This window comes from Vibrio sp. CCUG 15886, assembly GCF_028570825.1.
Lineage (GTDB): Bacteria > Pseudomonadota > Gammaproteobacteria > Enterobacterales > Vibrionaceae > Vibrio > Vibrio vulnificus_B.
The window spans coordinates 378,400-404,115 of the sequence record NZ_JAQQBT010000002.1; the positions used below are offsets into that span (position 1 = coordinate 378,400).

Consider the following 25,716-nt stretch of genomic DNA (forward strand, 5'->3'; position numbering starts at 1 on the left):
CGTGTAATGAAATGGCCAATCCAGCAAACAGTTGTGCTCTGAAATAGTGAGATATAGACGGGAAAATAAAGAAAAAGGGCTGGTAGACCAGCCCTTTAGCACAGAGGTTTTCTCTAATTTTCTATTAGAAAGTACGGCTATATTGTAAGCCGAACAAGATAGCGTCAGCGTGAGTTGTAGCCGTTAGTGATGACACGCCAGCAGTAGATTCATTAACCTTAACATCGTCACCCATCAGGTAGGTAAAGCCAAAGTCCACGTTAGACTTAGTATCAATGTGGTAAGTAAAACCAGTAGATAGCCATTGACGATCTGAGTCAGGCACTGAAACCGATGTTAGTGAATCTTGTGCACTGGTGTCATACATATAACCCGCACGTAGCGTCCAGTCGTTGTTTAGGTAGTAAGTACCACCAATAGCGTAGTGCCAACCATCTTGCCATTCATAAGCTTTGTCGTAGCTTGCACCGATTGCTGGTGAATTGTCTTTTAAGTTACGGAACTCAATTTTATCAAATGTGCCCCAGCCAATGTATTGGATAGAGTAGTGAACCGCAAATTTGGTGTCGGTAATTTTATGGTAACCCGAAAACTCCGCCATATCTGGTAGTGGTAGAGTGATCTTTTGGCCTTTGTCATCTTCCGCTTCCATTTCTGGACTGTAGCGGTAAGAGAAACCAAAACGGTTGTTTTCATCTAGTTCAAATACAGTGCCCACATTGAAACCAACAGCCCAGCCGTCTGCTTTGTCTACGTCGACTAAAGTGCCGATTAGAGCATGTTCACGTTTCATTGTGCCTTGGCCGTAGATGATGTCTAAACCAGCACCGAAGCTCCATTGCTCGTTAAGGCGATATGAGCCTGCTAAGCCAAAGTTGGCGCTTTTCACATCCGTCAGGCCGCCATACTCGCGAGCAACAAAACTGTCATCAAACTCTGTTTTAGTACCAAAGTTTGAATAGGCGTTAATACCCCAAGCAAACTTATCGTTTACTGGCATGATAAAGTGAATATTTGGCGCAATAGAGGTATCGCCAGCATCGTCATAGTTCGATTCTTTACCTGCTGGAGCTGTTAAACCTTGGTACCTTGCATCTTTCACTTCAATCATTGAAGTTATGCTTTCAAAACCAAGCGATAGGGCTTTTTCATCAAAAAGCGCCATAGCGGCTGGGTTACGTGCCATAACGGCGGCGTTATCTGCAATGACTGCATCACCGGCGAATGCGCGGCCGATACCCGTTGCAGATTGTGCATTAAGTTGGAAACCTGCTGCCATTGTTTGGCCTGAAGCCAATGCAACAGTCACTGCTAGGAGAGACTTTTTAAACAGACGCATGTTCTGAGTCATTTGATTATTCCTTTTTGTTGCCGCCTCTAAATGGGCGTTGTTTTTGAGCAATTGCTCAGTGGTGGCTGATCCTAGTCGTAAGAGTAGCAGATACAAATCCGACCATTGACCTAAAATGGGTGAAAATTGCAAAACTGGCGGTTATCTGGCAGGAAATGGCGGCTAAAGCGCATAAAATAGAGTTTTAACTCTACCAATATGAGTTTGGTGAATGGTTCTGTGCGGATTAATAATGTAAAAAGCCGCAAGTTAGCAGTAACTTGCGGCTTTTGTCTGCGAAATACTGACTAAACGAGAGGTTTAATCATAGGTGCGAGTTTTTCAGCAAATTTCTTGGTGTCTTCGCCATTTTCTCCCACCAAGATCAAGCTGGTATCACCAATAGGAACGATAATGCCATTCATCCCGTCTTTGGCGAAATCAGCTTCTGCTGGGCTCTTAATTGGGGCGATAAACAGCGTGATCTTGCCTTTATCTCCCTGGAAAATCATATGCAATGCATTGGCATGGCCAAAACCACAGTGATTCAGGTAATAAACGTGGTATGGGAAGTTTGCATCAAAGTAGTAATCCAGTGGCGATAATTTGGCGTTGATCTGTACGGAGGTCACTTGCTCATCGATGTGTCGCACAAAGCCACTTTCTGCGACCACGTGTTTCATTGCCGTATCTGCCAAGCTTGCTTGTGCAGGTGGCACAATGAGGTTACCCCAGTTAATTTGACCGACCAATAGGCCTGTAGTGAAGGCAAATGAAGCGGCTAGCGCCATTGCTTTACGGACGAAATTTGGTCTGACAATTTTATCATCACTCGCGTAAGACGTTTGTTTAAACAAGATTTTGTCAACAAGCTCTTCAGGCACATCCACTTTCATTGCTTGTTTGATTTGCGCATCCAAATCCAGCACATCTTCAGCAAATTTTGCATTGGAATCGCTGCTGTTGAGCGCTTGCAAAACTTCTTCGTCACGGCTTTTCGGGTCCGACAAAATACGGCGACGAAATTCTAAATCATCCATTTTTTTGCCCCCTTTGAGTTTGGTCTGAGTCTAACAGCTCTTTCAACTGATTTCTTGCGCGAAACAGACGTGTCATTACCGTATTTTTATTGAGATCAAGGATGTCTCCGATCTCTTCACCGCTAAATCCCCCCACAACTTGGAGAAACAGTGGCTCACGATATTCCACATCTAACTTCATAATTTGCGCTTGCAACCATTCTTGCTGGTGGTGTTCATCATCAGTGACTTTGGCATCATTGCCATAGTCATCAATATCCACGAGGTCGAACTGTTTTCTTTCAAAACGACGTGCATTCTCTCGTCTCAAAATCGTAATGAGCCAAGATTTTGCGGCTTTTTCATCTTGTAGGCTATCTAGAGATTTCCACGCTCTAAGGCAGGTCTCTTGCACAAGATCTTCGGCAATGGATTGATCTTTGCAAAGCCAGTAAGCGTAACGGTACAAATCTCGATGATAGGCTCGTACAAGTGCTTCGTATTTTCTTTGTCTGTCCATTTCCGTATTGACCGGAGTGTCAGACGTTTTCTTTCGGAATAATTCAAATATTGCCACAGAAGCCTCCATACCTGCTCTGTGTGGGAATAGGAATGCATTTTTAATCGTATGATTCCTATCTGTTTTATCAATCAAGCGAGCCCGACACTTAGTCTAACGTAAATATTGATAAAAGAAATATTACAATTATCTGTTGTATAACAAACAAGATTTTGATTCCGCTTTAACGTCGGAACCCCTTTGGACCTTATTGTTGAAGAAGAGTTCTATTTAGCATATCGATAATTTTACACCTAAATGGGACGAAAACTGGGCGTAAAGTGGTGTTAGCGCTCTTTCGTAAGCGAAGAAGGATAGAAATAAAGTGCAATTTAGATGATAAAGATCAGGGAAAGTCAGGAATAACGCTTTGTATACGCACCAGTTAGCGCTAAATCACCATAAAATTGATCTAATTCAAAATCTGTAGCGACAAACTGGCTATAGTAAACCCTGTCATCTAGTTAACCCTTTGGGTTAGCGTGTTGAGCAAGATGACACTTCCTTTTGAAGGCTGACTTTACTTTCTCCTAATCAGGAAACTGATTATTTTCAATTGGCGTAAGTTAATTGTTTTATACCAATTCCAACCACACAGTATTGTGTGGTTTTTTTTTGCCTCTCAACTACCTGCCGTTGACATTCTGATTAATAATTGTCTGTAAGTTATTGAAATAAAAATAAGCTTGCAGAGGGATTAGAATAATAGATCTACTAACCTCACGTTTATTTAAACGCATGTTTGATAAATTTAACAAACTGATTACAATGCATCAGGTCAGACCTCTTGTTATTAAGGAGAAACAATGGGCAAGCAGGAAGTGAAAACACGTCAGGGCGAGCGTGTTGCTATCGTCGCGGGGTTAAGAACTCCCTTCGCTCGTCAAAGTACAGAATTTAGTCAGGTGCCAGCTGTCGACCTAGGAAAAATGGTTGTTAGCGATTTGTTAGCGCGTACTGATATTGATCCGAAGCTGATTGAGCAAGTGGTGTTTGGCCAAGTAGTTCAAATGCCGGAAGCGCCAAACATTGCCCGTGAAATCGTGCTGGGGACGGGGATGAACATTCATACGGATGCCTACAGTGTCACCAGAGCGTGTGCCACCAGTTTCCAATCTGCGGTGAACGTGGCAGAAAGTATTATGGCCGGAGCGATTGATATTGGTATTGCCGGTGGTGCGGATTCTTCTTCTGTCTTGCCTATCGGTGTCTCGAAAAAGCTTGCCGCGAGTTTGTTGGCGTTAAGCAAAACCAAGACGTTGGGTCAAAAACTGAAAGTGCTTTCTGGTTTAGGACTGAAAGATCTCATGCCGGTACCCCCTGCTGTGGCGGAGTATTCTACAGGGCTTTCCATGGGCCAAACCGCAGAGCAAATGGCAAAAACGCATGGCATCACGCGTGCGGAGCAAGATGCGCTGGCGCATCGTTCTCACACGTTAGCGTCGCAAGCGTGGCGTGACGGCAAGATTGCCGGAGAGGTGATGACGGCATTCCCAGAACCCTATAAGAAGTGGATTGCGGAAGACAACAATATTCGTCATGACTCTACCTTAGAAGGCTATGCCAAACTTCGTCCAGCGTTTGACCGTCAATATGGCAGTGTGACCGCAGCAAACAGTACACCGTTAACCGATGGTGCTGCTGCGGTGTTGTTGATGCGTGAAGGCCGTGCCAAAGAATTAGGTATGGAGATCCTTGGTTACATCCGTGGCTACGCTTTCTCAGCGATCGGCGTTGAGAGCGATATGCTAATGGGCCCCTCTTACGCCACGTCGAAAGTTCTACAAAGTACAGGTTTAGCGCTTTCTGATCTCACTCTGATTGATATGCATGAGGCGTTTGCAGCGCAGGCACTGGCGAACGTGAAAATGTTTGCTTCAGATAAATTTGCTCAAGAGAATCTTGGCCGTTCAAAAGCGATGGGTGAGATTGATATGGACAAGTTTAATGTGCTCGGCGGTTCCATTGCTTATGGTCACCCTTTTGCTGCAACGGGCGCACGCATGATGACGCAAACGTTGCGTGAGTTGAAACGTCGTGGCGGTGGCTTAGCGCTGAACACGGCTTGTGCGGCTGGTGGTCTGGGTGCTGCGATGATTCTGGAGGTTGAATAATGAGTGAGCAAAAAGCGTTTAATCTAAAGATTGATGAGCAGAACATTGCGTGGCTTGGCATTGATGTTCCAAACGAAAAAATGAATACCCTTCAAGCGGCTTTTGCCGATGAAATGAAGGCGATTTTTGCTCAACTGAAAGACAGCAGCGGCCTGAAAGGGCTGATCGTGCATTCGTTGAAACCTGACAACTTTGTTGCAGGCGCGGATGTGCGAATGCTAGAAGCGTGCAAAACAGCGCCAGAAGCAGAAGCCCTTGCACGCCAAGGACAAGAGTTATTTCAACAACTTTCTGATTTGCCTTATCCAGTGGTGGCTGCAATCCACGGCCCGTGTCTGGGTGGCGGCTTGGAATTGGCGTTAGCGTGTGACTTCCGTGTGTGTAGTGACGATGACGCCACTCGTCTTGGTTTACCAGAAGTCCAGCTTGGTCTATTACCGGGCTCTGGTGGTACTCAGCGTCTCCCTCGTTTGATTGGTCTTCTTCCTTCATTGGATCTTATCCTGACGGGTAAACAGCTTCGAGCCAACAAAGCCAAAAAATTGGGCGTTGTTGATGCCTGCGTGCCACAAACTATTTTGTTGGATGTGGCAAAGCAGTTTGTTGAAAAAGGCAAGAAGCGCGCAAAACAAAAAGTGACGACAAAAGAGAAATTGCTCTCTGGGAGTGGGCTAGGGCGTAAGTTTGTGTTTGAACAAGCGGCGAAAAAAACGCACGAAAAAACACGTGGTAACTACCCTGCGACTGTCGCCATTTTGCAAGTCATCCAGCATGGCCTTGAAAAAGGAATGAAACAGGGCTTGGAGCTGGAAGCGAAGCGCTTTGGTGAGTTGGTCATGAGCAACGAGTCGAAGGCTTTGCGTTCGATTTTCTTTGCCACCACGGAAATGAAAAAAGAAACGGGCAGTGAAGCAAAACCAAGTAAAGTCGGAATGGTCGGCGTACTTGGCGGCGGCTTGATGGGTGCGGGTATCAGTCATGTCAGTGTGGCAAAAGCCAAAGTGCCAGTACGCATTAAAGACGTCAGCAATGACGGCGTGCTGAACGCCTTGAAATACAACTACAAGTTGTTTGATAAGCAGCGCAAACGTCGCATTCTCTCCAAGGCGCAACTGCAGAGCAAAATGCTGCAATTGAGCGGAGGAACCGATTTCACCAGCTTTAACCGTACCGACGTGGTAATTGAAGCGGTCTTTGAAGATCTGTCGCTCAAGCAACAAATGGTGGCGGATATTGAAGCAAATGCGAAGCCGGAGACTATCTTCGCGACGAATACCTCTTCTTTGCCAATCCATAAAATTGCCGAGAAGGCGCAGCGGCCTGAGAACATTGTGGGTTTGCACTACTTTAGTCCGGTAGAGAAAATGCCCTTGGTGGAAGTCATTCCGCATGAATCAACGTCGGAAGAAACCATTGCCACGGTGGTCGCTTTGGCGAAGAAACAAGGCAAAACGCCGATTGTGGTGAAAGATCAAGCGGGTTTCTATGTGAACCGAATTCTTGCGCCGTACATGAATGAATCTGCGCACATTTTGCTAGCAAATGAGCCGATCGATAAGATCGATACCGCATTATTGGATTTTGGCTTCCCTGTCGGTCCAATTACGTTGCTGGATGAAGTGGGTGTAGATATTGGTGCGAAGATCATGCCTATCCTTGTCGCTGAGTTGGGTGCTCGCTTTAAAGGGCCAGATGTGTTTGATGTGCTTCTCAATGATGGCCGCAAAGGTCGCAAGAGTGGAAAAGGCTTCTACACCTATAAAGGCAAGAAGAAAGAAGTGGATAAGTCCGTTTACAAACTGCTGAAACTCACCCCAGAGTCGAAGCTGAGCGACAATGACATTGCGCTGCGTTGTGTGTTGCCAATGCTCAACGAAGCGGTACGCTGTTTGGATGATGGCATTATTCGTTCTCCTCGCGATGGTGATATTGGGGCTATTTTTGGTATCGGTTTCCCTCCTTTCCTCGGTGGCCCGTTCCGTTATATGGACCAATTTGGTTTGAAGGAACTGGTAGAGAAAATGAACCAATTCGCTGAGAAATATGGCGATCGCTTTGCGCCGTGTGATGGCTTACTCACGCGTGCGGGAGAAGGACGTCGTTTCTATGACAACTAGTTTCTAAACCAACCAATGGTTTAGTGCAAAAAGTAAAACAGGCTACTCTCGGGTAGCCTGTTTTGTTTGCTTCTTTGTCTGCCTGCTTGTTACTTTGCTCAATATCTAACCCAGATTGAGTGCTAACCGAGGCCGACATCTTTTGGCCTTAACTGAAACTCTTCAATAGAGCCAATTTCCTGACCAAGGTGAATTTTCGGTGCATCGGCGTGGGCGATACCTTGGGTATGCATCACTAAACGATTCGCTGTTCTTGGTTTGAGTTCATTTACCACAAAGCGGATCATGTCGGCACGAGTTAAATTTTTCAGCTCCTCGAGCACTTTCTCGCGCTGATTGAACTCAGTGTCTTTATTGCCGATGGCAACCCACAAACGCTGCGCTCTGCTGCGTAAGGTGGTGTCTGGAGCTGAGATTTGGTTCCAGAGCCCGCGCTTACTGCTGTGCCATTGATATTCATTGAGCTCTAGCAACACCATGTAAAACGCATTCAAAAATTCATCGATCGAGCGCACTAATTCCGCTGGTGCTGAGTTTGGCGATTGCACATACAGCACGATACCGGGGTGTTTGTTTAATGGCATGTTGCCGGTTCCCACCATGTAACCAAGTTGCTGTTTGGTGCGAATTTCGTGGAAAAAGGTTGCAGACATCAAGTGATTTGCCAAAGAGTAAAGTGCGATGCTGTGAGGTGAAGTGTCTTCACATTGATGATAAATCACCACAGCAGAGTCCTGCTGGCCACATTCCACTTCTCGTTGGAAGCTGCCATTTGCACCAAGCATAATCAGTGGACGTAAGGCTTCTTCGTAGCGCTGCTCTTTCACTCTCAAGGCATTTTTCAGTGTCGTGGCCATATCATGCGCTTGTTGACGCTGCCAATCGCCGTAGACAAACATCTCCACATGCAGCTCAGCAAGAATGGCATCGACGAACTCGGCCAACTCTTCCACTTCAATCTCTTGTAAGGCTTCAATGAGTTTGGAAAAGGGAGGGTTGTTTGGCTGTAAAATGCCTGTCATTGCATTAAATAGTTGAGAAATAGGACGATCTTGCGCCGAATTTCGCCAACTGCGAAGCAATTGTTTTTTGATGTTGTCAAATCGAATCGGGCTGAAATCTCGCGTTGCAAAGCGCTTGAGGATCATCTCAAGCAGTTGTGGCAGTTTTTGTGAGAAACCTGAGAGCGTTAGGGTGACGCCGCCTTGGTGAGCGTACATGTTGTACCCCATTCCAGCGATTTCGGCCTGATAAGTTTCTTTGGCCAACGAGTCGAGGAACATCTCAACGCACAGGCGGGTTTTGACAATATTCTTCGCAGAAGAAACCGCGTGTGGGCTGTCTATCGCCACGTAAAGCACCCCTTTAGGTACTTTAAATTCGGTGTCCTGTAGGTGCCAGAGACGGAACCCTTCAAGATCTTCAATCAACTGTGGCAGGGTTTCATCCGCTTCGAGCGGGTTGGGATCCAGTTCGTAACAGATAAATGGGTTGCGCGCTGGAAGCTCAAACCCCCAACCTGGGTTAATTTGCGCATAGTTTTGTTTTTGCTCGTCGCTAAATGGCGTGACACGGTATGGGGTGAAGTACCATGCCGCTTCTTTGTCTGCCTCAAAGCCTTTCGCAATCAACGTCACACGCAGATTCTCAACGGTAAAATAGTCAAACAAAGAGCGCAGTAGCGTCTCATCGTACTTCGCCATTTTATAATCGCCATAGATGGTGTCTTCCGCAGCGTAATGCTGCATGTTAATCACCAAATGACTGACCATGTCGAGTGGTCGAGAGGGCTCTTGGAAGCGAAACGCAGATTCAAGTACCGCTTGCTTCTCTTTGTATCGCCACTCTTCAAGCCCTTCTGCTTTGATCAAACGAATGTACTGGAAGACAGCTTGAATAATCTCGTCGGTATGGGCGAGCCCGTCTTTCGTCAAAGTACAACTCACGGTGAAATCACGGTAATTACTGCCAGCAGCACCACCGCCCGCTGAGAGGGAGGTCACCCAGTTTTTGTTTTTCAGTTTGAGCATCAAACTGCCTTCACCCTCATATCCAAGCAGATGGGCAAAGTAGGAAAGCGGTTTGGTTGAGTAGTGATGATCCATGCCTGGCAGCGGGAATGTCATAATGAGCTTACGTATCTCTTTGAGCGGCTCAATGTTCACCAAAATGCCAGTGCTGTTTTCATCACTGATGGGGGCCTCTATCGATTTACCCGCTAAATGGTTGTTGGCGATAGGGCCGAACTTTTCTTCTGTCCACGTTTGCAGCTGATCAAGACTTTGCGGTCCATAGATGGTCAAGGTCATTAAATCGGATGAATAATGAGTGCGATAGAAGTCTACGATCTCTTGGCGAATGGAAACGCCACCTCTGTCGTTGAGTGTCTCCAAGTTACCGACGGAAAATTTTGCAAAAGGATGATTCGGATTAACCACTTCCTTATTAACTTGATAGAAGCGTCTTGAGTCGTCGTTCAATTTCAGACGATATTCCGATTCAACCGCTTGGCGCTCTTTATCCAGAGCCTCTTCGTTAAACAAAGGCGCGACAAAAAACTGACTAAATCGGTCTAGCGCTTTTTCAAAAACATTGGCGCTGACGTCAAAAAAGAAACAAGTATGCTCAGTCCCTGTCCAAGCATTATTGCTGCCGCCATGCTGGTTAATATAGCTTTGAAAATCGCCTACTTTAGGGTATTTTTCCGTCCCCAAAAACAGCATGTGTTCAAGATAATGGGCAAGGCCTTCTCGTTCGATAGGATCATCAAAATGCCCGACATTGACCGCAAGAGCCGCAGCTGATTTGGTGGCGTCTTCGGAGCTGATCAGCAAAACTCTCAACTGGTTATCGAGCGTCAAGTAACGATAGTGATGAGTGTCATTTGGACTTAAGTGCACGTTGCGTCTCCGAAAATGTCAATATTGTTATTATGAACCTGAAAAGAGCGGGTGCAAATTCTCTGTGGTATTTCCATGGCGAATATTGAGATTGATAACGCTTTGCGTACCTCTCTTTAACAGATTGTTAAGAAAGTCGAAGTCTTTAGCAAGTGAATTGATATAATTGTCGCGGCTGAGTCGAATAAGATCATCAAATAAATACTCGTCATTGTGCTGTGATGGCAGCGCAAAGCGGATCGAAAAATGCAAAGAAGAATGCAAGCGCCTAAACGCGTCAAATGATAATGATCCGAATTGAGTCCAAGGATATTACATGAAAGTACTAATTATGCGTCACGGTGAAGCGGAACATTTCGCCGACAGTGATGCACAACGAGCCTTAACCACTCGTGGTCGTCTAGAATCGGATACCGTAGCGAAAGCTTGTGCCGAACATGGCATCACACATTTTGATAAGGTTCTTGTTAGCCCTTACCTTCGAGCGCAACAAACTTGGCAAGAAATCAGTGGCTATTTTCAAGCCGACGCAGTGGAAATCTGTGAAGACATCACCCCTTATGGGCAGTCTGAGCAAGTTTATGATTACCTGTGCGCGCTGATTGAAGTCGAGCAGCCAGAGCAGATTCTGCTGGTTTCACACCTTCCTTTGGTGGGCTATTTGACGGCGGAATTTGTCAAAGACATGTCTGCGCCGATGTTCCCGACATCCGGCATGGTGTGCGTGGAGTTTGAACCGAGCCAGCATCGTGGCGAAATCCGTTTTAGTTTAAGACCGTAGTTAGAGCCCAATAGTGGTTAGAGCACGATAACGGAAAGAAGGACGCTGCAGGAGAGAGTCACCTGCAGACGTGAGAGCGGTTTTATTTCTCAGGGATTGAGAGCAGAACAAGCAGAGCGCCATCTCCGCCAAATTCAAGTGGTGCTTGGTGGAAAGCCAGCACATCTGGATGCTGCGCGAGCCACAGTGGCGTTTTTTGCTTGAGAATGTGCTTCCCGATACCGTGCTGCACGCAAGCACAATGCACTTCATTTTTCACACAGTACGCGATCATTGCGCCAAGTTCACGCTTCGCTTCTTGTTGTGTCATCCCGTGCATATCAAGAAACACATCGGGGACATACACCCCGCGTCGTAGGCGTTTGACTTCATAGGTGGATACATCGTCACGTGCGTAACGGGTCGGCCCTTCTTCGCTTAAAAGAGGAACAAACTCGTCTGAGAAATAGAATTCAGAGTCACTGGCTTCACGGCTAATACGCTTGATTTCTTTTTGTTTAGTATTTCTGTTTGGTTGCTGGACTATGGTATCCTGAGGCAACTTTTTTATGCCCTGTACTGCTTCCCGGAATAATGAGAAATCGTCGTCAAGGTCGTTGTCTTTGTTACTCATGGGTTTAACACTAAATATTTACATCATTGGCAGTATTGTAGCGCTTTTCGGAGGCAATTTTGGATAAGATTTTTGTAGAAGAGGCAGTTTCTGAGCTTCATTCTCTTCAAGATATGATTCGTTGGACAGTGAGCCGCTTTAATGCCGCCAATTTGTTTTACGGTCACGGCACTGATAATGCTTGGGATGAAGCGATTCAGCTAATCCTTCCTACGCTCTATTTACCGATTGATGTGCCTCCGCATGTATTGAACTCACGTTTGACCAGTAGCGAGCGTTTACGCATTGTTGAGCGTGTGGTTAAGCGTATCAACGAACGTACGCCAACCGCTTACCTGACCAACAAAGCTTGGTTCTGTGGTTTAGAGTTCTTCGTTGATGAGCGCGTACTTGTGCCACGTTCGCCAATTGGTGAACTTATCCAAGCACAATTTGAACCATGGTTAATCGAAGAGCCAGTGCGCATTATGGATCTGTGTACGGGCAGTGGCTGTATTGCAATTGCCTGTGCTCATGCTTTCCCTGAAGCTGAAGTGGATGCCATTGATATCTCGGTAGACGCACTCGCGGTAGCCGAGCAAAACATTCAAGACCACGGCATGGAGCAGCAAGTTTTCCCTATTCGTTCCGATCTATTCCGTGATTTGCCAAAAGAGCAATACAACATCATCGTGACCAATCCACCATACGTGGATGAAGAAGACATGAATAGCCTACCAACTGAGTTCACTCATGAGCCTGCATTAGGTCTTGCCGCTGGAACGGATGGTCTTAAACTCGTGCGCCGTATTTTGGCGAATGCACCGGATTACCTAACAGAGAAAGGTATTTTGGTCTGTGAGGTGGGCAACTCAATGGTACACATGATGGAGCAATATCCACATATTCCATTCACTTGGCTTGAATTTGAAAACGGCGGCCACGGTGTCTTCTTGCTAACGCGCGAACAGTTGTTGGAGTGTGCTGAGGATTTCCGTCTATACAAAGACTAAGCATTAACCCCTTTGCTGACACTTTTTGAGAAAACGCCCGCTTTAATGATTTAAGCGGGCGTTTTTTTTCGAGATGACCGAAAAAGACAAAATTGATCGTTTTAGGGGTTTACATCAAAACACAATAGCGCCACTATGAAATCACGAAGAATTGAAATGTATAGCCTGGTTTACAGCGCTAACAATATTTGAGGAAGTAATGGCAGGAAACAGTATCGGACAACATTTCCGAGTAACCACGTTCGGAGAAAGTCACGGTATCGCACTGGGATGTATTGTGGATGGATGTCCTCCAGGGCTTGAAATTAGTGAAGCAGATCTGCAGACCGATCTGGATCGCCGACGCCCAGGTACATCACGTTACACCACCCAACGCCGCGAGCCGGATGAAGTGAAAATTCTTTCAGGGGTGTTTGAAGGGAAAACAACAGGCACATCGATTGGTTTGTTGATTGAAAATACCGACCAACGCTCGAAAGATTACTCAGACATCAAAGATAAATTTCGTCCGGGTCATGCTGATTACACTTATCACCAAAAATATGGGATTCGTGATTACCGCGGTGGTGGTCGTTCTTCGGCACGCGAAACCGCCATGCGAGTGGCTGCTGGAGCGATTGCGAAGAAATACCTCAAGCAAGAATTTGGCGTTGAGATCCGCGCTTATCTTTCACAAATGGGCGACGTTGCGATTGATAAAGTGGATTGGAACGAAATTGAGAACAACCCATTTTTCTGCCCTGACGTCGACAAAGTTGAGGCTTTTGATCAACTGATCCGAGACTTGAAAAAAGAAGGCGATTCGATCGGTGCCAAGATTCAAGTGGTGGCGACGAATGTTCCTGTTGGTTTAGGTGAGCCCGTGTTTGACCGTCTTGATGCGGATATTGCTCATGCTTTGATGAGCATCAATGCGGTGAAAGGCGTGGAGATTGGTGATGGCTTTGATGTCGTGAGCCAAAAAGGCAGTCAGCACCGTGACACGCTTTCTCCTCAGGGTTTTGGCAGTAACCATGCTGGTGGTATCTTAGGTGGTATCTCAACCGGACAAGACATCGTTGCCAATATTGCGTTAAAACCAACCTCAAGCATCACAGTGCCAGGGGACACCATCAACGTGGATGGTGAATCTACACAGCTCATTACCAAAGGTCGTCACGATCCTTGTGTTGGCATTCGCGCTGTGCCCATCGCTGAAGCCATGTTGGCGATTGTGGTAATGGACCACTTACTGCGTCATCGTGGACAAAATCATGGCGTCAGCACGCAAACGCCAAAAATCTAGTTCTCTAGTTTAAAGTTATTGAAATATAAACAAAAAGGGTGGCCATCAGGGCCACCCTTTTTATATGGGTTAATATGAGATTTCGTGTCTTAATGCACGGCTTCTTCAGAGTCCAAGTGGAATGACGGTAAGCGCCATTTAAATCGGACTGCCGCCATGCGCAGCACATAACCTACCACGAGTGTGACGATAGTGGCCGTGACGTCTGGGATTTCAAATGCCAACAATGTCAGGTAAAGACCCGATGCCAAAAGCGCAATGGATGCGTAAAGCTCTTCATGCAATACCAATGGTGTTTGACGACAGATGAGATCGCGCAGTAAACCACCAAAAACACCAGTCACTAGAGCTGAAACCATACAAATGCCCGGATGTAAGCCCATCTGCAGCGCAATTTTAGTACCAATAATGCTAAATACGATGAGGCCGAGGGCATCAAGGCGGATAAACAAGCCTTTGAGTTTGATCACCCACTTGGCAAGCCCCGTTGTTAAGATGCCCGCCACACAAGTGATAGCAAGAAACTCTGGATTTTTTACCCAACCAAGTGGGTAGTGTCCTAGTAGGATGTCTCGTACCGTACCACCGCCAATGGCTGTTGCGCTGGCCACCAACATTACACCAAACCAATCCATTTTTCTGCGTCCGGCGCTTAGCGCACCTGTCATGGCTTCTGCCGTGATGCCAATGACATACAAAACACTTAACAACATGTTGAAACGCTCTAGTAACACTTCCTTTGCGTCATATATACAAAGGGTGGAATAACAAATAAGGCGTGAGTTTAGTCACAAATGATTGGGTTGACGAATGAGAAATAGTAGGGGAAAGCACGCTTTCAAATAAGGTGAGCTAATTCAAATTGCGCTGTGTTTTGGAACAATCGTTTACCTCATTCTAAAAAAGAGCGACAATGCGCAGCGCAAGTCAAAAGAAGTACAGATCGAACCATGAGTCACCATTATCAAGACCTCATCACCATTTTTAATCAGACCTTTTCTAAGTCATTCAACACCAAGTTAGAGTTGGGTGGCGATGAGCCAATTTATTTACCCGCGGATACCTCAGTTCCCTATCATCGAATTATTTTTGCTCGTGGTTTTTATGCCTCTGCATTACACGAAATAGCCCATTGGTGCGTGGCTGGACCAGAGCGCCGACTCCTCGAAGACTTTGGTTATTGGTATGAACCCGATGGAAGAACGGCTGAGGTGCAAGCCGAGTTTGAAAAAGTTGAAATTCGCCCACAAGCGTACGAATGGATTTTGGCACTCAGCGCAGGCTTTCCTTTTAATGTAAGTTGTGACAACCTACACGGCGATTTCGAGCCTGACCGTTTGGGCTTTATGCAGAAAGTGCATCAGGAAGTTCTGTCGATATTTGAGGCGGGGTTCCCCCCTCGTGTGCAGATGCTTTCCGACGCATTGCGGAATTTTTATCAAGTAAAACCCTTAGAAGTAGGCGATTTCATCGTTAAGTAACCACGAGATTATCCATGATTATTGAATTTGAAGAAAAACTGTTGGAACTGATTGATGCACGTATTGAAACGGCATCAGAAGATGAACTGTTTGCAGGTGGTTATTTGCGTGGCCATATTTCGCTCTCTGCTGCGTCTTGCGAAGACGATGGCGTAAACGATGTGACGGAACTGAAATCGCGCATTGAGCAGAGTTTAGAGAATGCTCGCTCAGAACTTGCGCCAGCAGATCGCATCATCGTCAGCGACTTGTGGCAAGAGCTCCAAGCGCAAGCTTAACCTCTGTTTCAATAAAAACGCCTCGTCAATACAACGAGGCGTTTTTGTTTGTGCGTATCTTCAACTTACAGCTCGGTAATGGCTTTGCCTTTGCGCAGTTTTCTTACCCACATGCGGCTTGGGTGTAACTCTTCAAGCACGTCAACAGGCAAAGGCAGCGGGTCGTTACAGATTTGCGAGGCGAGCAACTCAGCCATCAGTGGGGCAGAGCTCAAGCCACGAGAGCCAAGGCCAAGGAGGCAGAATAAGTTCGGAAACTGAGAAATTACCTCAATCTCTTCTGCTTGAGTGTGCGGCAAATTGGCGTATTGACGCTTAATGGCCGAGAAGTCGCCGACATTGCCAACAAACGGCAGATGATCTCGACTCACACAGCGGATCCCTTGGCGAGATAAATTGCCAGATGTATCCACTTCTTTTGCCCACGCTTGGTTTGGGACACATTGCGTCAGTTTCTCGGCATTCTCTTGTTGCGCATTGGCATCAAACTCAGTATCCAAATGGCGGCGATCGTAACTCGCGCCAATGCAAAGATGCTGATTGTTTGGGTTGACGGGAGTCATGTAGCCGTCGTAACAAAGCACACTTTTGAGCTTAGAGAGCGTCTCAGTAGCAGGGGCATGGCTGACTTGACCTTTGACTTGGCCAAGCGGAATGTCAGCGGTTTGGTTGAAGGTTTGGAACTCATGACCATTGGCAATTACCACAGCGCGATAAGTATCGTGTTGGCCTTGAGTATGGACTTGCCATTGCTGTGACATTTCGTCCCAGATGAGTTGTTCAACACTCTGCTCAAATTTGGCCGTGAAGTTGTCGAGGGTGCCCAATTGCGCAAAGAGGGCTTGGGTTAGCTCTGCCGGGCATAGCCAGCCGCCAAGTGGATAATGAACCGATGCCATGTCGATCGGCAAACCAATTTTTGCTGCGGTTTCTTCTACGGAGAGCTTTTGAATCAACTCGGGTGCAAAGTTCCCTGAGAGCATCTTGTCCAACTTATTGGTTGATTTTTCATCCCACATCAACTGGGTCACGCCACACCAATCATGATCGAAGGTGAGCGCTTGTGCGGCTTGCTCTACAAACTGGCGAGCAAACAAAAACGCGGGGGCAAATACGCGTGAAACGCCATCATGACTACCATTGAGTAAAGGGTAAACTGCGCCTTGTCGGTTACCCGATGCGCCTTCTGCCGCTTGGGCGTGTTTACAATAGAGGGTTACTTTTTGCCCACGTTGAACCAAGGCTTTTGCGAGGGCTGCGCTGGCAATCCCTCCGCCAATGATGGCAATAGAATCGAGATGAGATGCAGAGGTGCGATTGAAGTAAGGCGCGTGGCGACTTTGTTGTTGTCTTGTTTCCATGCAGCCTGCGATCATTTCTCGCTTGGTGCCAAAGCCTTTCACTTTTTTCATGGCAAAGCCCGCTTCAATCAAGCCTCGTCTTACAAAACCCGCAGAGGTAAACGTCGCCACTCGACACTCAGATCTCGCCAGTTTCGCCATGCCATTGAAAAGATCCTGATTCCACATCTCGGGATTTTTACTTGGAGCAAACCCATCGAGGAACCAAGTGTCGATGATGCCTTCTTCACCGTAAGGCACCGAGGGTAGGCAATCTTTAATATCGCCCAGCCACAGATCAAGCGTGACGGCGCCATTGTCCAGCACAATGCGATGACATTCTGGAACGGCAGGTGGATAATGACGATGAAGTTTTTCCGCGAGTTCTGCCAACTCAGGCCAAGCTTGATGCGCTTTGATCAAATCTTGTTGGCTAAGGGGAAACTTTTCAAAGCTGACAAAATGTAACTCTTTGAGTGCTGCGTCAGGGTTTGCACGGCGAAAGTCATTGAACGCCTGCCAAACCGCGAGGAAATTCAACCCAGTGCCAAAACCCGTTTCGCCAATCACAAAACGACGGCGGTCAAATTCTTGCCATCTTTCAGGAATAAGATTTTGTTTAAGAAACACATAGCGCGTTTCTTCTAGGCCGTTCACATTGGAGAAGTAAACGTCATCAAATTGGTCAGAAACCGGTGTGCCGACTTCATTCCAGCCGAGTTCTGCATGGGTAATGGATGTCATAGTAGGATGTTAATCTGTGATGTAGCGCGGTTAGAATAGGGCGATTGTACGAATTTCTGGGAAAGCTGACCACTTTTGTTATGCTTCTTAGTTATTATCTAGCGGATTTTGAATTATAGGAATGTCACATGAAACGAGTCGTAATCACCGGTATGGGTATTGTTTCAAGTATCGGTAACAACGTCGAAGAAGTGCTTGCTTCTCTAAAAGCAGGTAAATCAGGTATCACTTCGTCTGAGCAATTCAAAGAGAAAGGCCTGCGTTCTCAGGTGTGGGGCGATCTGAAAATTACTCCTGCCGACCATATCGATCGCAAACAAATGCGCTTTATGGGCGATGCGGCTGCGTATGCATACCTATCGATGGAACAGGCAATCGCGGATGCGGGCCTGACAGAAGATCAAGTTTCAAACGACCGTACAGGTATCGTTGCGGGTTCTGGTGGTGCTTCATCACTAAACCAAGCGGCGGCAGTCGACACGCTACGTGAAAAAGGTGTGAAACGTATCGGTCCTTACATGGTGCCTCGTACCATGTCATCAACCGTTTCTGCGTGTTTGGCAACACCATTTAAGATTCGCGGTGTGAACTACACCATGAGTTCAGCGTGTGCGACTTCAGCACACTGTATTGGTCACGCAGCGGAACTTATTCAACTTGGCAAACAAGATATCGTGTTTGCAGGTGGTGGTGAAGAACTCGATTGGACATTGACTATGATGTTCGATGCGATGGGCGCACTGTCAACCAAATACAATGAGACGCCAGAAAAAGCGTCTCGTACTTACGATGCAGACCGTGATGGTTTTGTTATCTCTGGCGGCGGCGGCATGCTGGTGATCGAAGAGCTTGAGCACGCCTTAGCGCGTGGCGCGAAAATTTACGGTGAGATCGTCGGCTATGGTGCGACATCGGATGGTTACGACATGGTGGCACCATCCGGTGAAGGCGCTGTGCGTTGTATGAAGATGGCGATGCAAGATGTAGAGAAAATCGACTACATCAACACGCATGGTACTTCAACGCCAGTAGGCGATGTGAAAGAATTGGGTGCGATTCAAGAAGTCTTCGCGGGTAACAGCCCTGCCATTTCAGCAACCAAAGCGATGACAGGTCACGCATTGGGTGCCGCAGGTGTTCACGAAGCGATTTACTCAACACTGATGCTACACCACAACTTTATTGCGCCAAGCATCAATATCGAAAACCTAGATGCAGCGGCTGAAGGTCTTGATATTGTGACTGAAATGCGTGAAGCAGAATTGAATACAGTGATGTCGAACAGCTTTGGTTTCGGTGGTACCAATGCGACTTTGGTGATTAAGAAATACCAAGGTTAATGGCAAAGCTCAGCCGTGTTGCATCGCAGCACGGTCACCAGTTTCCAGAGCTTGATCAGTACCACTGATCGAACAGACGCAGACTCTGTCCCATGGAGAGCGGGACAGGATCCTTTTGTTCTGGAATTTTACCCGGTCTTGTACCGGGTTTTTTCTTTTTGTTTGTCGGTGAATGTGTTGAGATTTTTATGAAAAAGGGCACAATCACTGCAACTTTCCAATATGGATCTGGGATTTGCCACGATGAAAATTCTTGTTGATGAAAACATGCCTTACGCCGAGACGCTGTTTAGCCAGCTTGGTGAAGTGATTTTGAAGCCGGGCCGCAGTTTGACGGCTGACGACTTGGTGGATATTGATGCACTGATGATTCGCTCAGTGACGAAAGTGAACGCTGCATTGATCAGCAAAGCCAACAAACTGAAGTTTGTCGGTACCGCAACAGCAGGCATGGATCACGTTGACCAAGCGCTATTGAAAGAAAAGGGCATTTACTTTACCGCGGCTCCAGGCTGCAACAAAGTGGGTGTCGCCGAGTATGTCTTTAGTGTCATGATGGTACTGGCACAGCAGCAAGGTTTTTCGGTTTTTGAACAAACCGTTGGCATAATTGGTGCTGGACAAGTTGGCAGTTACTTACAGCAATGTTTGGAAGGCATCGGCATTAAAGTACTGATTAATGACCCTTTTAAGCAAGAAGAAGGGGACGAACGTGAGTTCACCTCGCTGGATCGTTTGTTGCAAGAAGCGGATGTCATCACCTTACACACGCCAATCACACGCGACGGTAAATATCCGACACATCACCTGATCAACGAAGAAATTCTAAACTCATTGCGTGCGGATCAAATTTTGATTAACGCTGCACGTGGTCCTGTGGTCGATAATCAAGCGCTTAAGCATCGTCTGCAACAAGCTGATGGCTTTACGGCGGCACTTGACGTGTTTGAATTTGAGCCAGAGGTTGATATGGAGCTACTGCCTCTGTTAGCATTCGCCACCCCTCACGTGGCTGGTTATGGTCTTGAGGGGAAAGCTCGCGGAACCACAATGATCTTCAATAGTTATTGTGAGTTCATCGGTAATGAACTTCGTGCGCATGCCAGCGACCTCTTGCCAACTGCGCCTGTGCCAAAAGTGGTACTGGATCGCAAGTGGGATGAAGCAACGCTCCATACCCTGACGCAATTGGTCTACGATGTGCGTAGAGATGACGCACAATTCCGACGTGAAATCGGTGCGCCAGGTGCGTTTGACCTAATGCGCAAAGAGTATTGGGATCGTCGTGAATACAGTGCAGTCACGCTAGTGGGAAGCGCGCAATGTCGTCTAAAACCACTAGCAAAACTAGGTTTTCAAGTTGAGGTAAGTCAATGAGCCAACAATACAATGTTGCCATTTTAGGGGCGACCGGAGCGGTCGGTGAAACCATTCTTGAAGTGCTTCAAGAGCGCAAATTTCCTGTCGGTGAGTTGTACTTGCTAGCCAGTGAGCGCAGTGAAGGTAAGACTTACCGTTTCAACGGTAAAACAATTTACGTGCAAAATGTTGAAGAGTTTGACTGGTCGCAAGCGCACATCGGTCTGTTCTCTGCTGGCGGTGATCTTTCTGCAAAATGGGCGCCTATCGCAGCAGAGGCTGGTGTAGTCGTGATCGACAACACGTCACATTTCCGTTATGAGTACGATATTCCATTGGTGGTTCCAGAAGTTAACCCAGAAGCCATTGCTGAATTCCGTAACCGCAATATCATTGCCAATCCTAACTGTTCAACCATCCAGATGCTGGTGGCACTTAAGCCAATCTACGATGCAGTAGGTATTGAGCGCATTAACGTTTGTACATATCAGTCGGTTTCTGGTGCGGGCAAGGCAGGTATTGATGAGCTAGCGGGACAAACCGCGAAACTCTTAAACGGTATTCCGGCGGAAAACAAACAGTTTTCTCAGCAAATTGCGTTTAACTGTATTCCACAAATCGACAAATTCATGGATAACGGCTACACCAAAGAAGAGATGAAAATGGTGTGGGAAACGCAGAAAATCTTTAATGATGCGTCGATTACCGTTAACCCAACGTGCGTGCGCGTCCCGGTTTTCTATGGTCACGCTGAAGCGGTTCATATCGAAACGGGTTCACCGATTGATGCAGAAGAAGTGGTTCGTCTACTGGAAGAAACCGAGGGCGTTGAAGTATTCCATGGTGAAGACTTCCCAACCCAAGTTCGCGATGCCGGTGGTAAAAACCATGTGATGGTTGGTCGCATCCGTAACGACATCAGCCATCACAGTGGCGTGAACTTGTGGATCGTGGCTGATAACGTGCGTAAAGGTGCCGCAACCAATGCTGTTCAAATCGCAGAAGTGTTGATTCGCGACTACTACTGATCTCGAAACACTCGGCTTCAAGCCTTAAGAATACTCAAGCCTCGCCATGTGCGAGGCTTTTTTGTTCGATTAGAGAGCAATTGTGTGAGATTAGTACGAATATCATGTCAGACCCACATTTTTTGGCTTAATTCCTATAGTTTTGCCGTGGTTATCCGATATATTTAACAGATCATGATTTAAATTATAACTAAGCACAGAGCTGAGCCTTCTATGCGTCAAATTTTTAAGCGCCTGTTAGCCCCTTTATTGCTAATGACTGCGCTACCGACATCAGTTTCACAAGCGGACGGCATTCGATTAGTCGGTCCTACTGGTGAAGTGCAATCATCGCCAAGTTTTTCAGAACAAGTTGAGCGTGCCAACTCGCCACTGCCTGTTTCCGATGAACCTTCTCGTTTCTATGGCCCAACAAGTGCAAACGAAACCTTGTGGTCAATCGCCAGCAAATTACGCCCCGCAAATAACGTCTCGGTACAACAAACTCTCTTAGCCATTTACCGATTAAACCCGCAGGCGTTTGAAAACCAAAATATTCACAGTTTAGTGCCTGGTAGTACCTTACGTGTACCGTCGCTTGCTCAAGTCCGCAGCGCCTCAACCGATCAAGCGGTTACGGTGATGAAAGCACATCAGGATAAGCTCAACGCGACTTCTCGTCCTATTGCGCCAACGCCAGTTACTCGCCCGGTCAAGGTAACGCCAGCGACACCAGCCCAAGCAGTGAGCGAAACGGTGAAGGTGGAGTCCCCAGTCGACACTACACCAGTGAAGGCTCCAGAGGTCCCTCAAGTGAAAACGCTTGAGAAACAGCTCGAGATGTCTGAAAGCGAATTAACCGCACTGGAAGAAAAGAACCACAATTTGCGTTTGATGTTGGCGGAAGTTCAGTCCGAAGTGGATGGATTGAAAACGGAGCTGGGTGATGAAAACCGTATCCGTTCCGAAGTCGAGAAGTTACTCGCAGAAGAAAAGGCGAAGCTTGAAGAACAGCAACGCATGCAACCATCGGCGTTTGATCAATTCTTATCAAATGGCTGGATGGTGGCTGCCGCTGCCCTGATTCCTGGGGCATTGATCGGCCTTTTGATTGTGATGCTACTGGGGCGCCGCAAAGAAGCGGAACCAAGTGCAAGTGAAACACAAACTGAAGCGCCATTAACACCACCGCCAATGTCAGATTCGGATCTGGACGATCTGACCGATGATCTCACCCTCGATGATGACCTCTTCAGCGACAGCGATGACAATAGCGAGTTGCTGTTTGATGACACTATGGGAGACGACGAAAACGACGTCTTTGGTGATCTTGACGACAGTGATCTCGATTTCAATCTTGAAGGCGAAGATGGTGAAGACCCATTTGCTAGCATCGGTGATGACGGCGATCTGGATACTGACTTCGACGACTTTGACTCATCAAACAACGGCATCAGTGTTAAAGGTTCTGACAAAGCGCTGGGTCTTGAAGAGATGGAGCGTGCGCTGGATGAAGTCAGCCCAGAGCTAGAAATCACTGACGACGAAGAGAGTGACTTTGATCTTTCTGGTGAAAACGTCGGCATGTCAGAAGATGACTTAGCGGAATTGCTGGCGTCCGATGAACCGACGGAAGACCTAGGTGATTCAGCCCTTGACCAGTCAATGCTTGATGATCTGTTCTCCAACTTGGGTGACGATGATGAAGTTGACGAATTTGATTTAGGTTTAGATGAAGATAGCGCGGCTGCACCAACTGAAAACAAACAGATGTCTGATGCAATGTCTGGAACGATGGCATCAGATGAAGATATTGATCAGCTACTGGCCCAGTTTGATGAGCCAGTCATCGATGAATCAGAACTGGAAACGCAAAGCAGCCTAGACGAATTAGAGTCACTATTAGAGTCTGGTGCTGACGACACGCAAGACGACTTATCCACCTCATTGTTAGATGAGATGTTGGAACAGGCTTCAGATGATGAAGTGAGCCTCGATCCTCTTGATGAGCTCGAAGCTCTGGCGGGTCTAAGTGACGATGAGATTGAGGTATCGCCAACAGACACAGAGCTGCTTGATGAGCTACTCGAAGCGGACGAAGAAGAATCACTTGATGAGTTTGATCCGCTCAGTGAGTTAGAGGAACTCGCGGCCTTTGGTCAAGATGAGGTTGTGCCTGAGCTGGATGAAAACAGCACCGATCTGCTCGATGAATTACTGGAAAGTGCACCAGAGAGTGATGAGTCGCTTGAATGGCCAGAAGAAGAGCTGGCAACGGCAGAGGAAAGCGATCTCTTTGACGAACTGATTGGCTTAGATGAGAGCGACAAAGCTCAAGAGGACGATGCCGCAGAGCCGTTCGATTTTGCCGCAGAACTGGATGCGGCATTAGATTCATCAGAAGACTTTGTTGAACTGTCCGTTTCTGAACCTGCGATTGAAGAGGGGAATGCAGAAGGTGACTTGGTAGACAACACTGCCATTGATGATCTATTGGATGACGTTCTCCCTCTCGAGGAAGCGTCGCCTAAGCAAGATGAACCGACGGCAGAGGTCGAAGAACTTGTTGAGTCCATCGATAGCCCAATGGCTGACGATGAATTTGAACCAACAGAATTCAATAGCAGCCATTTTGCTGAAGATTTGGCTAACGTTGCGCCGACGCTTGATCCACTGCTAGATGCATTCCCAGAGGATATTGAAGAAGTCAGCACCGCTGAAGCAGAACTGAATACCGATCCCCAGAACCTACAAGAGTCGCTGGACGATTCAACAGAATCACTGCTTGAAGAGGCGGCGCCGTCTGAGTCTGTCTTATCTACAGAGCTGCTTGCCGATCTGCCAGGGGAAGAGGGAGAAACTGGTGATGTCGATGACATCGATGCTCAAGATGACCTAGATGACCAAAATGATGACTGGTTGCAAGCCGCCATTGATGAAGTAGAAAGCCCACGTCAGTCAATCGATGAGTATGAGCCTACAACGCAGACGGAAACCGCAGAGCAAGAACTGCTTTCTGACCATGAGATAGCGACAACGGCACCTGAGCTTGATGTTGAGGAATCACAAGAGCCACAGGAAGAAGACTGGCTACAAAGTGCGATTGATGAAGTTGAATCACCACAGATTGATTCAGAGCTGCATGAGGTCGATTCAGATGAGCGCATTGCATCGACTTCTTTGGCGACAGAGGTTACTGAAGAAACGTTAGATGGGCATCCTGATGACGCCATGCTTTCAGAGCTCGATGACACACCAGCTCAAGACGATGAGCTGGTGGATCTTGTTGATGACATCGCAGAGCCTGTTTCAACTGACGCAGAAGCGTTGTTGGCGCAGGACATTGAGGATGCTCAAGCGCTCGAGGCTCCTTCTGCGGAGATGCCGTTAGAAGAGCCTGTTCATGAAACGCCGACACCAAATGCAGTGCCAAATGAGTTTGGCACTCCTATCGAAGAAGATTGGGCAGAGGCAGAGACTCTTTTTGATGGTCTAGCAACCGACAGCGAACTGCCACAAACACAACAAGAAGAATCGCTAGCAGGATTGGTAGAGGCTGAATCGACGGCAGAACAGGACGACAGTCTCGATGACTTAGAACTGTTGGAATTCGATGAAGACGATGCTTTGGAAGCCTTAGCTGATGAGTCAGTACAAGAAGCCAATGCGGTGCTCGGTGAAGATGCGATCGGCTTGGATGAGTTAGCGCTTAACGAATTTGGCGAAGATGACGAGTTGGCTGTGCTAGCCGATGAGCCTGGTTTTGCAGAACCTTCTCTTGAGAGTGAGCTTGAAGACATTGATCTTGACGAACTGGATTTCCCTGAGTTTGGCGAAGAAGAAGCGTTAGCCTCTCTTGAAGAGGAGCCGATGCTTTCTGAGGTCGAATTGTCTGAGTCGGATTTGGCGACGCCACCAATCGACGAAACGGAGTTACTAGAGCAAGCTGAAAGCGCGGTGACCGATCTCGACGACATTGAGTTTGATGAGAATGAACTACCGGAATTCGGTGAAGAAGACGCACTGTCTGCAATGGCAGATGAACCATCACTCGCAGACTTTGAATTAGATGAGCCTGTTGAAGAGGGGGAAATCGACCTTGCTGATGAGGTTGACTTTGACGAACTAGAACTGCCAGAGTTTGGCGAAGACGAAGCACTGGCCGCGATGGCAGATGAGCCTTCTTACGATGCTCCGGTTGTGGAAGAGGACGCGTTTGCAACGGAAGAGCCAGCCGTTGAATCCGACATCACAAGTGAAGAGTCCGCGCTAGATGAAGTGCTTGAGCCAAGCGAAGCGGCAACTAACAACGTAGAAAGTGCAGAAGAGCAAGTTCAAGCCGAAATAACGGACGATGCGTTCGATGTTGACGGGCTAGAGCTGCCAGAGTTTGGCGAAGACGAAGCACTGGCTGCGATGGCAGATGAACCTTCTTACGATGCTCCGGTTGTGGAAGA

Annotated in this window: 18 protein-coding genes; 11 read left to right on the forward strand and 7 right to left on the reverse strand. The window is 47.2% G+C overall.

What is annotated here, in order from left to right; all coding sequences use genetic code 11:
* Positions 1–124 precede the first annotated feature (124 nt).
* From PQQ36_RS08505 to PQQ36_RS08515, 3 genes are all read right to left on the reverse strand, one after another.
* Positions 125–1,351: an outer membrane protein transport protein gene (locus PQQ36_RS08505; RefSeq protein ID WP_080609152.1), complete on the reverse strand. Its 1,227-nt coding sequence runs from the start codon at positions 1,349–1,351 to the stop codon at positions 125–127.
* Positions 1,352–1,638: 287 nt separating this feature from the next.
* Entirely contained in the window at positions 1,639–2,370 is a 732-nt protein-coding gene (locus tag PQQ36_RS08510; protein WP_273660730.1) for a DUF3379 domain-containing protein, read from the reverse strand.
* Positions 2,363–2,938 carry a sigma-70 family RNA polymerase sigma factor gene (locus PQQ36_RS08515; RefSeq protein ID WP_011079873.1) on the reverse strand — a complete coding sequence of 192 codons (576 nt, stop codon included), beginning with the start codon at positions 2,936–2,938 and terminating at the stop codon, positions 2,363–2,365. Before PQQ36_RS08515 ends, PQQ36_RS08510 begins: the two co-directional genes overlap by 8 nt.
* A 776-nt stretch (positions 2,939–3,714) precedes the next feature.
* Here PQQ36_RS08515 and fadI point away from each other — a divergent pair.
* Entirely contained in the window at positions 3,715–5,022 is a 1,308-nt protein-coding gene (fadI, locus tag PQQ36_RS08520) for an acetyl-CoA C-acyltransferase FadI (protein WP_011079874.1), read from the forward strand.
* Entirely contained in the window at positions 5,022–7,139 is a 2,118-nt protein-coding gene (fadJ, locus tag PQQ36_RS08525; RefSeq protein ID WP_011079875.1) for a fatty acid oxidation complex subunit alpha FadJ, read from the forward strand. The genes fadI and fadJ overlap by 1 nt, the downstream gene beginning before the upstream one ends.
* 122 nt (positions 7,140–7,261) lie before the next feature.
* Here the strand turns inward: fadJ and PQQ36_RS08530 are convergent, their stop codons facing one another.
* Positions 7,262–10,039: an insulinase family protein gene (locus PQQ36_RS08530; protein WP_011079876.1), complete on the reverse strand. Its 2,778-nt coding sequence runs from the start codon at positions 10,037–10,039 to the stop codon at positions 7,262–7,264.
* A 316-nt stretch (positions 10,040–10,355) separates the two neighbouring features.
* Here PQQ36_RS08530 and sixA point away from each other — a divergent pair, with 316 nt between their 5' ends.
* Positions 10,356–10,820 carry a phosphohistidine phosphatase SixA gene (gene sixA, locus PQQ36_RS08535; protein WP_108694314.1) on the forward strand — a complete coding sequence of 155 codons (465 nt, stop codon included), beginning with the start codon at positions 10,356–10,358 and terminating at the stop codon, positions 10,818–10,820.
* 82 nt (positions 10,821–10,902) lie between these two features.
* On the opposite strand, the gene smrB is transcribed toward sixA, so the two are convergent.
* Positions 10,903–11,433 carry an endonuclease SmrB gene (smrB, locus tag PQQ36_RS08540; RefSeq protein WP_011150890.1) on the reverse strand — a complete coding sequence of 177 codons (531 nt, stop codon included), beginning with the start codon at positions 11,431–11,433 and terminating at the stop codon, positions 10,903–10,905.
* 59 nt (positions 11,434–11,492) lie between these two features.
* On the opposite strand from smrB, the gene prmB reads away from it, so the two are divergent.
* Entirely contained in the window at positions 11,493–12,425 is a 933-nt protein-coding gene (prmB, locus tag PQQ36_RS08545; protein ID WP_273660731.1) for a 50S ribosomal protein L3 N(5)-glutamine methyltransferase, read from the forward strand.
* A 199-nt stretch (positions 12,426–12,624) separates the two neighbouring features.
* Positions 12,625–13,710: a chorismate synthase gene (aroC, locus tag PQQ36_RS08550; RefSeq protein WP_011150889.1), complete on the forward strand. Its 1,086-nt coding sequence runs from the start codon at positions 12,625–12,627 to the stop codon at positions 13,708–13,710.
* Between the two features lie 89 nt (positions 13,711–13,799).
* Here the strand turns inward: aroC and PQQ36_RS08555 are convergent, their stop codons facing one another.
* A complete protein-coding gene (locus PQQ36_RS08555) occupies positions 13,800–14,423 on the reverse strand; it encodes a trimeric intracellular cation channel family protein (protein ID WP_013571317.1) in 624 nt (207 codons plus the stop codon).
* A 237-nt stretch (positions 14,424–14,660) separates the two neighbouring features.
* On the opposite strand from PQQ36_RS08555, the gene PQQ36_RS08560 reads away from it, so the two are divergent.
* Both PQQ36_RS08560 and PQQ36_RS08565 read left to right on the forward strand, forming a co-directional pair.
* Positions 14,661–15,191, forward strand: coding sequence for an elongation factor P hydroxylase (locus PQQ36_RS08560; RefSeq protein ID WP_273660732.1), 531 nt, complete (start codon positions 14,661–14,663; stop codon positions 15,189–15,191).
* Between the two features lie 14 nt (positions 15,192–15,205).
* Positions 15,206–15,469, forward strand: coding sequence for a YfcL family protein (locus tag PQQ36_RS08565; protein WP_011150887.1), 264 nt, complete (start codon positions 15,206–15,208; stop codon positions 15,467–15,469).
* Between the two features lie 65 nt (positions 15,470–15,534).
* Here the strand turns inward: PQQ36_RS08565 and mnmC are convergent, their stop codons facing one another.
* Positions 15,535–17,553 carry a bifunctional tRNA (5-methylaminomethyl-2-thiouridine)(34)-methyltransferase MnmD/FAD-dependent 5-carboxymethylaminomethyl-2-thiouridine(34) oxidoreductase MnmC gene (mnmC, locus tag PQQ36_RS08570; RefSeq protein WP_273660733.1) on the reverse strand — a complete coding sequence of 673 codons (2,019 nt, stop codon included), beginning with the start codon at positions 17,551–17,553 and terminating at the stop codon, positions 15,535–15,537.
* 128 nt (positions 17,554–17,681) lie between these two features.
* Here mnmC and fabB point away from each other — a divergent pair, with 128 nt between their 5' ends.
* The 4 genes from fabB to PQQ36_RS08590 form a co-directional block, all read left to right on the forward strand.
* Positions 17,682–18,893: a beta-ketoacyl-ACP synthase I gene (gene fabB, locus PQQ36_RS08575; protein WP_011079885.1), complete on the forward strand. Its 1,212-nt coding sequence runs from the start codon at positions 17,682–17,684 to the stop codon at positions 18,891–18,893.
* 243 nt (positions 18,894–19,136) lie between these two features.
* Positions 19,137–20,270, forward strand: coding sequence for a 4-phosphoerythronate dehydrogenase (locus tag PQQ36_RS08580; protein WP_061059137.1), 1,134 nt, complete (start codon positions 19,137–19,139; stop codon positions 20,268–20,270).
* Positions 20,267–21,280: an aspartate-semialdehyde dehydrogenase gene (locus PQQ36_RS08585; protein WP_011079887.1), complete on the forward strand. Its 1,014-nt coding sequence runs from the start codon at positions 20,267–20,269 to the stop codon at positions 21,278–21,280. Before PQQ36_RS08580 ends, PQQ36_RS08585 begins: the two co-directional genes overlap by 4 nt.
* 213 nt (positions 21,281–21,493) lie before the next feature.
* On the forward strand, positions 21,494–25,716 hold a 4,223-nt coding region (locus PQQ36_RS08590; protein ID WP_273660734.1), incomplete at its 3' end, for a FimV/HubP family polar landmark protein.

What these genes read in the sequence shown, in the direction of transcription:
- smrB (WP_011150890.1), bottom strand. Translation starts at nt 11,433, where the DNA reads ATGAGTAACAAAGACAACGACCTTGACGACGATTTCTCATTATTCCGG.
- PQQ36_RS08580 (WP_061059137.1), top strand. Translation starts at nt 19,137, where the DNA reads ATGAAAATTCTTGTTGATGAAAACATGCCTTACGCCGAGACGCTGTTT.
- PQQ36_RS08565 (WP_011150887.1), top strand. Translation starts at nt 15,206, where the DNA reads ATGATTATTGAATTTGAAGAAAAACTGTTGGAACTGATTGATGCACGT.
- PQQ36_RS08510 (WP_273660730.1), bottom strand. Translation starts at nt 2,370, where the DNA reads ATGGATGATTTAGAATTTCGTCGCCGTATTTTGTCGGACCCGAAAAGC.
- PQQ36_RS08515 (WP_011079873.1), bottom strand. Translation starts at nt 2,938, where the DNA reads ATGGAGGCTTCTGTGGCAATATTTGAATTATTCCGAAAGAAAACGTCT.
- sixA (WP_108694314.1), top strand. Translation starts at nt 10,356, where the DNA reads ATGAAAGTACTAATTATGCGTCACGGTGAAGCGGAACATTTCGCCGAC.
- fadJ (WP_011079875.1), top strand. Translation starts at nt 5,022, where the DNA reads ATGAGTGAGCAAAAAGCGTTTAATCTAAAGATTGATGAGCAGAACATT.
- PQQ36_RS08555 (WP_013571317.1), bottom strand. Translation starts at nt 14,423, where the DNA reads ATGTTGTTAAGTGTTTTGTATGTCATTGGCATCACGGCAGAAGCCATG.
- PQQ36_RS08585 (WP_011079887.1), top strand. Translation starts at nt 20,267, where the DNA reads ATGAGCCAACAATACAATGTTGCCATTTTAGGGGCGACCGGAGCGGTC.
- fabB (WP_011079885.1), top strand. Translation starts at nt 17,682, where the DNA reads ATGAAACGAGTCGTAATCACCGGTATGGGTATTGTTTCAAGTATCGGT.
- mnmC (WP_273660733.1), bottom strand. Translation starts at nt 17,553, where the DNA reads ATGACATCCATTACCCATGCAGAACTCGGCTGGAATGAAGTCGGCACA.
- PQQ36_RS08560 (WP_273660732.1), top strand. Translation starts at nt 14,661, where the DNA reads ATGAGTCACCATTATCAAGACCTCATCACCATTTTTAATCAGACCTTT.
- aroC (WP_011150889.1), top strand. Translation starts at nt 12,625, where the DNA reads ATGGCAGGAAACAGTATCGGACAACATTTCCGAGTAACCACGTTCGGA.
- PQQ36_RS08505 (WP_080609152.1), bottom strand. Translation starts at nt 1,351, where the DNA reads ATGACTCAGAACATGCGTCTGTTTAAAAAGTCTCTCCTAGCAGTGACT.
- fadI (WP_011079874.1), top strand. Translation starts at nt 3,715, where the DNA reads ATGGGCAAGCAGGAAGTGAAAACACGTCAGGGCGAGCGTGTTGCTATC.